At 41.8% G+C, this 13677-nt stretch carries 8 protein-coding genes; 4 read left to right on the forward strand and 4 right to left on the reverse strand.

The features are described 5' to 3' along the window. Positions 1-24 precede the first annotated feature (24 nt). From DRF67_RS04805 to DRF67_RS04820, 4 genes are all read left to right on the forward strand, one after another. Complete coding sequence (locus tag DRF67_RS04805) at positions 25-885, forward strand: ROK family protein (protein WP_115927201.1); 861 nt, start codon at positions 25-27, stop codon at positions 883-885. Positions 886-909: 24 nt separating this feature from the next. Then, the gene (locus DRF67_RS04810) at positions 910-3189 is read left to right on the forward strand and encodes a GH92 family glycosyl hydrolase (RefSeq protein WP_115927202.1); all 2280 of its coding nucleotides are present in this window, start codon (positions 910-912) and stop codon (positions 3187-3189) included. 25 nt (positions 3190-3214) lie between these two features. Next, the gene (locus tag DRF67_RS04815; protein WP_115927203.1) at positions 3215-3712 is read left to right on the forward strand and encodes a cupin domain-containing protein; all 498 of its coding nucleotides are present in this window, start codon (positions 3215-3217) and stop codon (positions 3710-3712) included. 213 nt (positions 3713-3925) lie between these two features. Next, positions 3926-6040, forward strand: coding sequence for a glycoside hydrolase family 97 protein (locus tag DRF67_RS04820; protein WP_115927204.1), 2115 nt, complete (start codon positions 3926-3928; stop codon positions 6038-6040). Between the two features lie 122 nt (positions 6041-6162). Here the strand turns inward: DRF67_RS04820 and DRF67_RS04825 are convergent, their stop codons facing one another. The 4 genes from DRF67_RS04825 to DRF67_RS04840 all read right to left on the reverse strand — a co-directional run bounded on the left by DRF67_RS04825 (position 6163) and on the right by DRF67_RS04840 (position 13649). After that, positions 6163-7515: a sugar porter family MFS transporter gene (locus DRF67_RS04825; RefSeq protein ID WP_115927205.1), complete on the reverse strand. Its 1353-nt coding sequence runs from the start codon at positions 7513-7515 to the stop codon at positions 6163-6165. A 5-nt stretch (positions 7516-7520) separates the two neighbouring features. Continuing rightward, entirely contained in the window at positions 7521-9272 is a 1752-nt protein-coding gene (locus tag DRF67_RS04830) for a class I mannose-6-phosphate isomerase (RefSeq protein ID WP_115927206.1), read from the reverse strand. 10 nt (positions 9273-9282) lie between these two features. Beyond that, on the reverse strand, positions 9283-10224 hold the full coding sequence (locus DRF67_RS04835) for an ROK family protein (RefSeq protein ID WP_115927207.1): 942 nt from the start codon (positions 10222-10224) through the stop codon (positions 9283-9285). Between the two features lie 98 nt (positions 10225-10322). Then, positions 10323-13649: a glycoside hydrolase family 38 C-terminal domain-containing protein gene (locus DRF67_RS04840; protein WP_228435735.1), complete on the reverse strand. Its 3327-nt coding sequence runs from the start codon at positions 13647-13649 to the stop codon at positions 10323-10325. Positions 13650-13677 lie beyond the last annotated feature (28 nt).

Consider the following 13677-nt stretch of genomic DNA (forward strand, 5'->3'; position numbering starts at 1 on the left):
TTTAAAGTAAAAACAAGTTAAAGAATGCAGAATATACTAGGAATAGATATCGGAGGCTCACATATTACACTGGCTCAGGTGGATCCTGAAAAGCGTGAAATTATTTCTTCAACCTATGTACGGGAACATGTAGATTCTTTTGATACCCGGGAAAACATCTTTTCGGCATGGGTTTCTGCGATTCGTAAGGCGTCTGAAGGGTTGGCTAAAGAAGACCTTTTGGTAGGAATCGCAATGCCGGGACCTTTCGATTATCATAACGGAATTGCTCTCATGAAGCAAGGGAAATTCATTGACCTTTATAATATCAATATAAAGGATGAATTGGCGGAGAGGCTATCCGTTTCCAAAGAGCAGATTTACTTTGTGAATGATGCAGCGGCCTTTATGGAAGGTGAGGTTTTCGGCGGCTGTGTACAGGAGTTTACCAAAATTTTTGGAGTCACTTTAGGAACAGGGCTTGGAACGACCTTTTACAATGGAGAACTAGCAACCGATGAAGATTTATGGGATGCTCCCTTCAAAGATTCTATCTGCGAAGACTATCTGGCAACACGCTGGTTTGTGAAATATTATAAAGAGCTTACAGGTGAGCAGATCTCAGGAACCAAAGAGCTGCTGGATAAACCTAAAGAAATACAGACCAAAGTTTTTGATGAGTATGCCGATTCCTTTGCCGGTTTCGTTATACAGTATGTGAAAAATTATGAACCGGAAGTTCTTGTTATCGGAGGTAATATTGCCAAAGCTTATCCTCACTTTGAAAAAAGATTTAATCAGAATTTAAAAAAGAATAATATTAACTTGCCAGTTAGAATCTCTGCAATTTTTGAAGATGCTGCCATTTTGGGAGCTGCCAGTTACGCTTTAAAAAAGTTTGTATAATTTAAAAAGAACGAAACGAAAACAATGAAGTCTCTATTTTTTACTTTTTCTATTTTGGTACAGGCGTGCGCCTTTGGCCAGAGTACATCATTGGTAGATTATGTCAATCCACTGATGGGCACACAGTCTAAGCCTTCTTTATCCAATGGAAATACCTATCCGGCAGTCGGGCTTCCATGGGGTATGAATATCTGGACTCCGCAGACCGGTAAGATGGGTGACGGATGGGCGTATACTTACGATGCAGATAAGATCAAAGGATTTAAGCAGACCCATCAGCCCTCTCCCTGGATGAATGATTACGGAGCATTTGCAATCATGCCGGGAGTAGGTCAATTAAAATTTAAAGAAGACGACCGGGCAAGCTGGTTCAGCCATAAAGCTGAGGTATCAACCCCTTATTTTTATAGTGTTTATCTTGCAGATATCAACGTAACCACTGAGTTTACTCCTACGGAAAGAGCCTCTTTTTTTAAATTTGATTTTCCTAAAACAGACAGTGCCTATATAGTAATTGATGCCTTAAACAAAGGATCCTACATCAAGGTTTTGCCTGGAGAAAGAAAAATTCTGGGCTATACCACCCGATATTCGACCGGGAAATATAAAAACTTTAAAAACTATTTTGTCATTCAGTTTGATAAAGATTTTGAACTGACAAGAACCTGGAAAGACAATCAGCTGATCAATGGACCGCTGGAAGTTACCAGCGATCATGCCGGTGCCGTAGTCGGTTTTAAGCTGAAAAATAAAGAAGCCGTATACGCAAAAGTAGCCTCTTCATTCATCAGTTTTGAACAGGCAGAGCTGAATCTTAAACGGGAAATTGGCAATAGAAACTTTGATCAGGTAAAGACCGATGCTAAAAATATATGGAATAAAACCCTGGGAAAAATCGAGGTGAAGGGAGGAAGCGACCAGCAGATGAGAACCTTCTATTCTTCTTTATACAGAACATTATTCTTTCCACAGAAATTATATGAGATAGATGCTCACAATAAAATAAAGCACTGGAGTCCTTATAACGGGAATATTGAAGACGGTAAAATGTTTGCAGGGACCGGGTTCTGGGATACTTTCAGGGCCTTATACCCGTTCCTGAACCTGGTATATCCTGCGATTAATGTAGAGATGCAGGAAGGATTGGCCAACGCTTATAAAGAAGGAGGTTTCTTACCGGAATGGAGCAGCCCCGGATATTCGGATATTATGATTGGAAACAATTCTGCTTCCGTAGTGGCGGATGCTTATATCAAAGGGCTTCGCGGATACGATGTAGAAACTTTATGGCAGGCGGTAAAACATGGTGCCAATAATGAAGGGCCAATTGAAGCGGTTGGACGTGCTGGTGTACAGTATTATAATACGCTAGGATATGTCCCTTACGATGTGAAAATAAATGAAAATGCGGCCCGCACCCTGGAATATGCCTATGATGACTTTTCTATTTACCAATTAGGTAAAGCTTTAGGAAAACCGGCTTCGGAAATCAATATTTACAAAAAAAGAGCCTATAATTACAAAAACCTGTTCGATAAAGAAACGGGGTTGATGCGTGGTAAAAATAAAGATGGAAATTTTCAGAAGCCTTTCAATCCCTTTAAATGGGGTGATGCTTTTACAGAAGGAAACAGCTGGCATTATACATGGTCTGTTTTTCAGGATATTGATGGATTAGCAACATTGATGGGTGGTAAAAAGAAATTTGAAGCCAAACTTGATGAGGTATTCTCACTACCTCCTGTTTTTGATGACAGCTACTACGGCAGCGTAATCCACGAGATCAGGGAAATGCAGATTATGAATATGGGCCAGTATGCTCATGGTAATCAACCTATTCAGCATATGATTTATTTATACAATTATGCAGGGTCACCTTATAAAACACAGTATTGGGTAAGACAGGTGATGAATAAGCTTTATCAGGCAACACCAGATGGCTATTGTGGTGATGAAGATAACGGTCAGACATCGGCATGGTATATTTTTTCAGCGTTAGGATTCTATCCGGTGACGCCGGCAACCGATCAGTATGTATTGGGCGCACCATTATTCAAAGAAGCTACCATTCATCTTGAAAACGGTAAGAAAATTGAAATAAAAGCGCCGGAAAATAATGCAGAAAATCTATATGTAAAATCATTGAACGTCAACCGGCAGCCTTACACTAAAAACTGGGTGAGTCACCAGGAACTGATGAAGGGAGCGGTTCTGGATTTTAAGATGGATAGCAAGCCAAACAAAGAAAGAGGTTCGCAGGAAAAAGATTTTCCGTATTCCATGTCAAAAGAGCAATTAAAATAATTTAAAACTTAGAAATACAAACTGTATGAGTACAGAAAAGAAAGAAATATTCGAAAGAGTAGAAGAGATGCTGGGAACACAGGGGTTTACTATTGCAGCAAAAGATGATACCAGACCATGGGGGGGGTTTTTTGTGATTGATGAAACTCAGGCACAGGATTTTGCCAACCAGTATTTTGACGGGATTGATGTGGAAAACTTAAGAATAGGAGGGAAATTAAGCCCTAAGATTCTTATTGTTGCTCCACAGGCAAGATTGAGCTGGCAGTATCACCACCGGAGAGCCGAAATCTGGCAGGTAGTGGAAGGAACAGTAGGTATCAAGAGAAGCGTTACAGACGAAGAAGGGGAGATCGCAGAGTACAATCCCACAGATCAGGTAAAGCTTCAGCAGGGAGAAAGACACCGTTTGATCGGATTGGATGGTTGGGGAATTGTCGCTGAAATCTGGCAGCATACTGATGCTTCCAACCCTTCGGATGAGGATGATATCGTCCGGGTACAGGATGACTTTGGAAGATAATTACAAATAACACATTCATTTCTTCCCTTCAACAGAGCTGAGGGGAAGGAATGTCATGTGACAATCAATGATCCATTACCGTTTGCCGGTTTCAGTATCTCCAGACAACTTTCTATAGGGTTGTCCTTTTATGAGTCCTGAATGTATAGCTTCAGCCATCATTTTCTATGACGGACTGAATTTCTTTTTTTATAAATAAAGTAGCTGAATATTATGATAAAAAATATACTATTAGTTTGTATCTCTGTTGTATGCGGAGTAGGTATCCATGCGCAATCCTTTGGGTCTCCCAATGGTAAACTGCAGCTTAACTTTACCCTCAAAGAGGAAGGAAGCCCCTATTATTCGGTGCAATACAAAGGAAAGGACATACTGAAAGAGAGCAAACTGGGATTTATCTTAAAGCCTTCTACTTCTTATTTCTCCGGATTTAAAGTGGAAAATGTCACCTATACTTCTGAAAATACTACCTGGAAAACTGTATGGGGGCCAAATAAGGAGGTCGTCGATCATTACAAAGAGATGCTGGTTCATCTGGTACAGGATAAAACAGGTTGGAAACTGGATATCAGGTTCAGACTTTTTGATGACGGTCTGGGATTCCGTTATGAATTTCCTGTTCAGCCAGAGCTGAGACATTTCACCATCAACAGCGAACTTACTTCTTTTAATCTGGCAAAAGATTATAAGGCATTTTGGATCCCGGCAGATTATGACACCAATGAATTTCCGGTAACCACGTCCGCACTCTCACAGGTTCCGGTGTTAATTGATGAAGTCAGAAAAGAACCGCTGGCGGCTAAAGCCCCAAGCAAAAGCGTAGCTGTACAAACCCCATTGATGCTGAAATCCCAGGACGGAGTTTATATCAATATCCACGAAGCAGCTCTGGTTAACTTTCCGGCCATGACGCTTAACCTTGATGATAAAAATTTTATTCTTGCTTCTAATCTTACTCCCGATAAAAACGATGACAGAGGTTTCGTTCAAACCGGTTCGGTAAGCCCATGGCGTACAATGATCATCAGTGATGATGCAAGAGATATATTATCTTCCAATCTTATTGTGAACCTTAATGAACCGAATACCATTAAAGATCCGTCATGGATAAAACCTACAAAATATGTGGGGGTCTGGTGGGAGTATTTCACAGGTGGCGGTTCCACGTGGGCATATTCTGACAATCAGGACATCAGAATAGGGAAAACCGATTTTAAAACGCTAAAGCCAAACGGAAGACATGGTGCCAATACCAAACATGTCAAAGAATACATAGACTTTGCATCAGCCAACGGATTTGATGCCGTTTTGGTTGAAGGATGGAACGAGGGCTGGGAAGATAACCAGGCCTACAGGAAAGAACATATTTACAGCTTTACCAAGGCCTATCCGGATTTTGATGTCAAAGAGCTACAAGCTTATGCAAAAAGCAAAAATGTAAAAATTATTATGCACCATGAAAGCACTTCTTCAGTGGTGGATTATGAACGACAGTTGAAAGAAGCTTTCAGGTTTATGAAAGATAATGGATATGATGCCGTAAAGACAGGATATGTAGGGCCTATTATACCAAGAAGTGAATATCATGACGGACAGTGGATGGTGAATCACTACAGATATGTTACTGAAACAGCAGCCCAATATCAAATCATGGTAAATTCACATGAGGCCGTACGGCCTACAGGGTTGCACAGGACCTACCCCAACTGGATCGCGCAGGAATCTGCCAGAGGAACAGAATTCGAATCCTTTAACGGAAACAGGCCGGATCATACGACCATTCTCCCATTCACGCGATTAATCGGGGGGCCTATGGACTATACACCCGGAATATTTGAAGGTGATCTTTCTGTATATGGGAACAATAAGGCGAAACTAAGCACTACACTTACCAAGCAGCTGGCTCTTTACATCACGATGTACAGCCCGCTTCAAATGGCTGCCGACCTGATCGAAAACTACAAAAAATACCCTGATGCCTTCCAGTTTATCAAAGATGTTGCTGTAGATTGGGACTCGTCTTACGTCCTTGAAGCAGAGCCGGGAGATTATATTACCATTGCCAGAAAGGCCAAAAATAAAAACGAATGGTTTGTGGGAAGTATCACCGACGAAAACCCGAGAGAAGCTACCGTAGACTTATCATTCCTTCCTAAAGGGCAAAAATTTGAAGCCACGATCTATAAAGACGGTAAAAATGCCAGCTGGAATCACAACCCAAAAAGCTATGAGATTTCAAAACAGAAAATAACAGCTAAAGAAAAGCTTAAAATAAAAGTAGCTTCAGGTGGAGGATTTGCAATAAGTATTAAAGCTTTATCACGATGAGAAAAAAAAGAAGTAATAAAAATATCAATAGGAGCGGACTTTAGTCCGCTCTCTTATTACACCTCAGGCAATTGGCTTTAGCCCAACCTTAGTATGTTCTCCAAAATTTTTTAATTCTAAACTTAATCCGTCCATTCTTTTTCTATCTCCTCCAATGTTTTCCCCTTGGTTTCAGGAATCATTTTCCAGATAAAAATAAAGGTGAATACTGCAATAATCATATAGATCCAGAATGTATATGCATTCCCTAAAGATCCGACCATCACGGGGAAAGTCTGGGAAACTGCAAATACCGCCAGCCACAGAAAAAATGTAGCCACAGACATGGCCATAGCCCGGGATTTGGTTGGGAATATTTCAGCAATCACGACGAATGTTAGTGGTCCCAGGGACATTGCAAAGCAAGCAATATAGCCTAATATAGCGATAAGCAGCAGGTATCCTTGCTGCTGTTGGTAAAAAACAAGACCGGTAACAAATAAACAGATGGCCATACCGGTGGTACCAAGCAATAATAGCTTTTTGCGTCCCCAATGATCTACATATTTGATAGCTACCAGCGTAAAAATGACATTGATAATACCCACCAGAATCGTTTGCATAAAAGCAGAATCTGAGCCAACACCGGTAGATTTAAAAATTTCCGGAGCATAATACATAATGGCATTTATTCCTGTAATCTGGGAAAGAACAGCCAGTAAAATACCGGTAATCAATGCCCGTTTGAGTTGTAGAGTCTTGAGATCAGAAAAAGAAAATGGTGTTTTATCCTGTAAAGAGCCATCAATAGATTTCAATTCCTGCAGAGCGCGTTCAGTACCATTAATTTTAGTCAGAATGGCCAGCGCTTCTGAATTCCTCTTCCGGGATGCCAGCCAGCGTGGACTTTCAGGAACTGTGAGAAGCAAAAGGATAAAAATAACAGAAGGAATAACTCCTGATCCAAACATCCACCGCCATCCGGTAGTAATATTCCAGTTTTCATTATGAATTCCGGCAATATAGGCATTGACGAAATAAATAACCAGAATTCCGCTGACAATACCCAATTGAAAAATTGAAATTAAACGTCCTCTTATTCTGGCAGGAGCCATTTCTGAAATATACATCGGAGAGAGCATCGAGGCAATCCCGATTCCCATTCCTCCGATAATGCGGAATAAGACAAAAAACCAAAGATCCGGTGCGATAGCTGTACCCGCTGATGAAATGACAAACAAAAAAGCAGAAAGCATCAATACCTTTTTCCGGCCCACACGATCACTAAGCTTGCCGGAATACATCGCCCCTACAATGCACCCAAGAAGGGCACACGAAGCCACCCAACCCGTCATTACATCAGAAAGCTGATAATAAACCTTCATAAATCCGATTGCTCCGGAAATTACTGCGGTATCATAACCAAATAACAACCCGCCTACAGAGGCTACAAGGGTAGATTTATAAATTAGAGTGGAATAAGAAGTTGACGACATAGGCTTTAATTTAAAACTTTATGGGTAATCATCTCTGTGCGAATGCTGGCTTTGATGGTTGCGCATTCTTTTCCGGCACTTTCTCCGTAAGGAGTAATCGTATAGGTCCCGATATGAGCGGGAACAATAAACGTTTCTGCATAATGGATGATATACGGTTCAAAATCATGATCCGGGCTTTCTACAATCACTTCACGACCCTCCACGAGATTCACAACATTCACGACACCTTCTGTATGGTGAACCACCTTTTTTGTAAACCAATGTCTTCGGGTTTCTATGAACGAAAGGGCATCCAATCCTGTCCGTTCCTCTCGCCAGCCGTCTCCTTCAGCAATAGGTTCTGTAAGATTCAGGATGTTTTTTTCGGTCCATGAAGTTGTACGGTCCCACTGAATAACATTTTGACCATGTTCCAGAGAGATCGGTCTCGGTTTACCATCCAGCCCCATTCTTCCCCAATCCCAAAGCTTGAATGTGAAAATATACGGGGTGGCGCTGATTTCAAGTACTACAGAATCAGCTCCTGAACAGTGAACGGTACCTGCCGGAATAGATACATGATCATGCTTGCGGACCGGCCACTTTTGTACATATTGCTCCGCATCAAAAGGGATATGCTCCTTTTGTGCCATGACAAGATCATTCATCATGTGTTCCGGATCTGTATTTTCTTTCAGGCCAAGATAAACAAAAGCATCTTCCTTGGCATCCAGCATATAATAACTTTCATCCTGAGTGTAGGACATTCCGAATTTTTCTTTGATATATTCTTTCAGCGGATGTACCTGTAAGCTCAGATTACCGCCCTCCATGGTATCCAGAAAATCAAAACGGATCGGAAATTCATCCCCGAATCCTTCATATACCTGTTTTCCAAGCAGGGCTTCCGGCTGGAAAAATACAAGGTTAATAGAAGGGACCTCCATAATATCATCTCCAAAGCCAAATAAGAGGCTGTTCTCTTCAGGAACACAGTCAAATCCCCAGGCGTAATTAGGCTGGCTTCTGTCCAGATCACAGACTTCCTTCAGCCATTGCCCACCCCAAGGACCCGGATCAAAAAAAGGAACTACCCGGAAAGGCTGCTGCACTGTTTTAGCAAAAGCTTCCAACAAAACATCAGTACGTATCATTTTAGGTTGAAGAGGAATGGTTGTGTCCAATACAAAATGACAGGCCGCAAAAATTCGTTTTTTGTAGCGGTCACAAACGCGCCAGTCTACAAAATAAGCATGTTTATATTGATAGGCAAAAGAATCGGTGTAGTTTGTTTTTCCCAGGTTACAGGCTGTATTTTTACGGTACCGCATTTGTATTTCCCATCTGGGCATATCTGCGTACACAGAAAGATCAGGCTGGCGGCAAAGAAGAGTAGCCCCGGGACCCACTACCACTGCACGCCCATTAAGATCTCCTATCATATTCTGAAGTGCTGCTATTTTTGTCTGATCAAAATAATCTTCAAGTTCAAGCGGTGAGATATAGCCAAATACCGGATCATCAGTAACATATTTTTGAACCATCGCAGCAATTTCATCCTCAGTTTTCATTGCTTCTGTAGTATTGATAATCAGTTCAGGATTCAGCAGCTTTGCAGAAGTAATAATCTCTTCCAAAAAAACCCCTGGATAGCATTCAATTGCTATGGTTTGGGGGGCTTCACGGGTAAGCTGCTCTGCGATATTTTTCCAATCAACGGTACAGGTAGAACCTTGAACGTTTACGACAGGATACTTATTAAAATTTGATTTCATTCGTTTCTTATTATGAGTGTTCTGTAAGATGGGCGATTCCGAGTAAGGCGGCTGTGCCGGGAAATACACCTTCTTCAATATGTACTGTTCCCCAAGGGGTCCAGGCGTGTTTTTCTATGTGTTGTCTGATAAAAGGAATGATTTGAGTGCTGCTGGCCATAATTCCTCCGGTAAACAGTAAAATTTCGGGATCATAAGCATGGATAAGGTTGATGGCACAGGCGGACCAGGCCTTTACACTCTGCTCACGAATTCGCAGAGCCACCTGATCTCCTTCTGCAGCCAGTCTGAAGACTAATTCATAATCAATTACAGGCGCATGAGTCAGAGGGCTTTCTGCAAAATTGATATCCGATTTTGCAATGGTCTCAACGTTCCAGGTAGAAGCTTCTGTTTCTACACAGCCTTTGTTGCCGCAATTACAGATCCTGCCATTGTAGTTGATCACAGAATGTCCCCCTAATATACCCGCAGTAAAATGTTTTCCTTTCAATAGCTTTCCTCCGATGATGGCAGCACTCCCAACACCGGTTCCAAGTGTAATAATCGCTGCATTATCATAATTTTTGGCTTTGCCATATTTCCATTCTCCCCATAGGGAAGAACGGGCATCATTTTCTATGCAGAAGGGTATATTGAAGGTCTTCAGGCACCATTCTTCCAGATCAATACCGGGAGCATCCCCAAATTTCTTATCAATGGAAAGTATTTTTTTCTGAATACTGTCAACAATGCCTGGAGAGGCAATTCCAAGACCTGCAATTTCAGCGGTGGAAAGGCCTTCCTGATTCAGCAGACTTTCTATGGCTTCCTGCAGGTGAGGTAGCCTTTGTCTGAGCCCGTTGCCGGAATCCGCATCAATGGATAGGGAAGAGTGTATGATACCTTGCTGAACAATACCTGCTTTAATCTTTGTTCCGCCCATATCTATGGCAATTACTGGTTTTGACATGGTATGATCTTATTTGAATATTGATAAATAGTAAGTGCTGGTATTCAAACCTTATCGGTTTCAAAAACCTATGAGGTTGAGGTCTAAAGCTTTCTTTTTTAGGGAATTAGTTTGATTTCTATAACGTCCATCGCGGATAAACTAAACTTTTCGTTTGGTGACATGGTTGTACCGGTTTTCAGAATAGTAACCTTTGCAGGATTCAGCTTTTCCCATACAAAAGAAAAGGTTTGTTCATTGTCATCCGGATTATAGAGCCGGATCAGGAAACTTTGATCTTCCTGTGGAGTAACGCTGGTCACCACAATTTTTTTATTATCCATATGGAAAAGACTTCCTGTATTGGTTAGCTTTTCTTTAGCGGGAATAGCAATAAGAGGCTGTGTAAATGCCGCCGCTGATTTTTCGTTTTCTACGGAATTAAACCCGCCATGCGGCCGGAGAACATAGTGATAATGCACAGGTCCTTCCTGATCTGCCTTATAGTTGGTGTGCCAGTAATTGTTCATAGCGTAGCTAAACCAGTGAGTGGTACCAGGAGTTCCCTTATCTTTCCATCTTTTATGGCTGTTATCAATGGTCATTCTTTCATCAATCATTTCTGCTGCCTCAATCAGCGGAGTCTCCAGCATCATCCACTGCATTCCTTTTTGTTCTGAAGACGCATCTACCCAACGGCGGCTGTACCAGTAATCCATATTGGAACCCGGAAGCTGATCCTTAAGGTATTTCATATGGCCATAGCCTGCATCTACCATAATGTTTTTAAAATTGCTGTTAAAAGGAAAACCGAAATGAACGGCTTCTTTTGTACGGACCGGTTTTTTATCCACAATATTTTCCAGAGCGACTTCATCACTGCCGGCAGTAAGGGTAATAATTCTTTCTAATTTTTTTGTCCCCGGAGCTTCAGAGGTTAATGAAATTTTTGCCAGTACAGGTCCGTCTTCAAGTATTTTTACCTGTACACCATTGCTGGACACTGCTTCTTTGGGATCGGATCCTGGAACATACCAGTACGAATTTAATCCCTGATTATTAAAACTTCCTGCATAATTGGTTGTTGTTTTATCTGTAAAATGCGTGATACTGCCTGTTTTTTTATCCCAGGCAACGGTAATCTTGCCATTCGTAATACTGTTGTCTGTAATGGAAAACGGGGATGGGAATGATCTTTTATTTTTAACCAGGGTATAGGTCGCCACCCCCAGTGCCGGAATATTTTTACCAATAAAGACAACGGTTCCGTTCTGTAGTTTTTGAAGAGGGAGTTTTTGACCGGCAGCGTCCTGTATTGCATTTCCCTGTGTGGTTCCTGAGACAGACACAATACCATCTCTCGCCCATGATGAGGTATTGAAGACCGCTATTGTTTTCGATGCAGGATCTTTAAGGGGCTGCAGAAGCTTTTCCTCCAGCTCTGCTGCCATTGAGCTGCCATCTGAAGAGAATTGTTTTTTTACTTTCCACTGATCTGCTACAAAAGGAAGATCCGGTGCGGTGATACTGTTGAATGCGCCCCAGGTATGCTCGTGGAATAAAATAACGTTTCTCCAGGCTTCGTAAAAAAGCTGAGGGTTATATTGAACAGGTTTCAGCATAGCATACAGCGTAGTGAGCTGCTGTAATTTCAAACTGCTGTTTCTGTTTACTCCCTCCTCCCTGGCTGTGGACATCGCTCCATCTTCCCAGTGAGGACTGATATCTCCTTTCACGACAGGAATCTGATCTCCGTATTTTTTTTCAAATACCTCGAACATCTTTTCATTCGTGCTGAGGACGATTTTGGGAGATTCATATTTTTTATTCCATTCATCTACAAATCGCGATATGGTTGGATCTATGGGCCCGTTATCAGCAACAATATTGTATCGCCATTGTACCATATCGTAGGGGTAATTGCTGCTGGTAAGGTCTTCCAGGTATTCTGCAATTTTTTTCTGGCCATTTATAAATACATCTCCGGGGTGTACACCATGCCATGATGAGTAGCCCCTTCCGGCAGTCCAGAATAATATTTTTTCTTTTCCTGACGGGGATTGCCACCAGACGGGTTTATCACCCCAGTTCTTAACGAAGTTTCCAACACGGTCACCGAGATAAGGATTGGTTTTTCCGAGGTAGTTGGGACCACTTGAAAAATATTTTACGCCTGATGAGGCCAGAGCCGGAACCAGGGACCATGCAAACCCCGGAACATCAGACATCATGGCACTGTTGATACTCAGACCCAATTCTTTTTTAAGCTTCTGTGCATAATCTGTGTAATGAAACAGTTCTTCCGGCTGGCTGAGCCCCGTTAATATATTACCATACATTGCAGAAAGACCTATTCCTCCTCCGTTTACTGCCTTTACAAAAGACATCTTATCAGCAGCAGTAGCATTTTTCATAAAGTTTTCCACATCCCACAGTGCTTCCACATTATACTTGAAACGGGCTTCTTCAGGAAGATCTTTTGTTTTCTCAATCATGGCAAGGGCATCATAAATATTCTTTGTATGAATTTTTTCTACCTCTGCCTGCAAATGTGAATATCCAACATCGGTATGAGAGTGATGGATGAAATACAGGGTACGGGGAACGATTGCCTTAGCCTGAATGGTTTTCCTGAGAAGCTCTTCTTTTCCGGCGGTCACCACAAGCTCCACGCTGCCTCCTTCGGGCGAAAGTGAAACCGGAATATCAAAAGTTTTGATGCCGTCCGGCATGGTGAAAAGGAAAGTATCCTTATGATCTACTTTTGCTGTTATTTTTTGCTCCGGTCCGAAATGCAGGGTGGTCAAAGTCAAAAGACGTTTACCGTCATTCAAGAGAAAAGGAGTTGATTGAGCATCTATTTTTTCCTGGAATGTAAATTTGTAGGTCATCATCCAGTCTCTGCTGTTTTGTGCATGCCCCACAATTTTTAAGCGAAGAGGTTTACCCGGTGTTACCTTGTTTGCCGGAACTCGCAGATAAGCAATTCCATAGGAATCTTTTAATCCATCTGTCTTTGTTTGCTGAAATACAAAAGCAGTACTGTCTGCCGCTTTGAAAACCCAGTTCGGACGCTGGTTGGCCGGGGAGGTGGTTAGTGTTACTGTTTTCTGATCATTAATATACAAGTCAAAACTTCTCATCCCTCCACTGGTTCCGGATGAGTGGGAGGCCAGCCAGTTAAAATATACATAGGGACCCGTGTTTTTTTGCGGGACAGGAGCTGTTTCCCATTCAATGGTTTTAGTGCCGTCCGTAGTGCGCGTGAGCAGAGCACGCGTAGCATGTTCAGGAAATGCAGAAAAATAATCAATATTCTCACCGCTTATCTCGCGGGCATATCCATTGATCGCCTGTATGTTTCCAAAATAGGGAACCTGTTTCTGAGCATATAGTTTGCCGGTCATTACGAAGAGGATCAGCAGAAGGAAATACCTGTTATACATGGGTTTTATTTTTTTTGTTTATATGTTA

Source organism: Chryseobacterium pennipullorum (assembly GCF_003384725.1).
Lineage (GTDB): Bacteria > Bacteroidota > Bacteroidia > Flavobacteriales > Weeksellaceae > Chryseobacterium > Chryseobacterium pennipullorum.

Excerpts from the sequence above, each read along its gene's own strand:
- DRF67_RS04820 (WP_115927204.1), top strand. The coding sequence starts at position 3,926 with ATGATAAAAAATATACTATTAGTTTGTATCTCTGTTGTATGCGGAGTA.
- DRF67_RS04840 (WP_228435735.1), bottom strand. The coding sequence starts at position 13,649 with ATGTATAACAGGTATTTCCTTCTGCTGATCCTCTTCGTAATGACCGGC.
- DRF67_RS04835 (WP_115927207.1), bottom strand. The coding sequence starts at position 10,224 with ATGTCAAAACCAGTAATTGCCATAGATATGGGCGGAACAAAGATTAAA.
- DRF67_RS04815 (WP_115927203.1), top strand. The coding sequence starts at position 3,215 with ATGAGTACAGAAAAGAAAGAAATATTCGAAAGAGTAGAAGAGATGCTG.
- DRF67_RS04810 (WP_115927202.1), top strand. The coding sequence starts at position 910 with ATGAAGTCTCTATTTTTTACTTTTTCTATTTTGGTACAGGCGTGCGCC.
- DRF67_RS04805 (WP_115927201.1), top strand. The coding sequence starts at position 25 with ATGCAGAATATACTAGGAATAGATATCGGAGGCTCACATATTACACTG.
- DRF67_RS04830 (WP_115927206.1), bottom strand. The coding sequence starts at position 9,272 with ATGAAATCAAATTTTAATAAGTATCCTGTCGTAAACGTTCAAGGTTCT.
- DRF67_RS04825 (WP_115927205.1), bottom strand. The coding sequence starts at position 7,515 with ATGTCGTCAACTTCTTATTCCACTCTAATTTATAAATCTACCCTTGTA.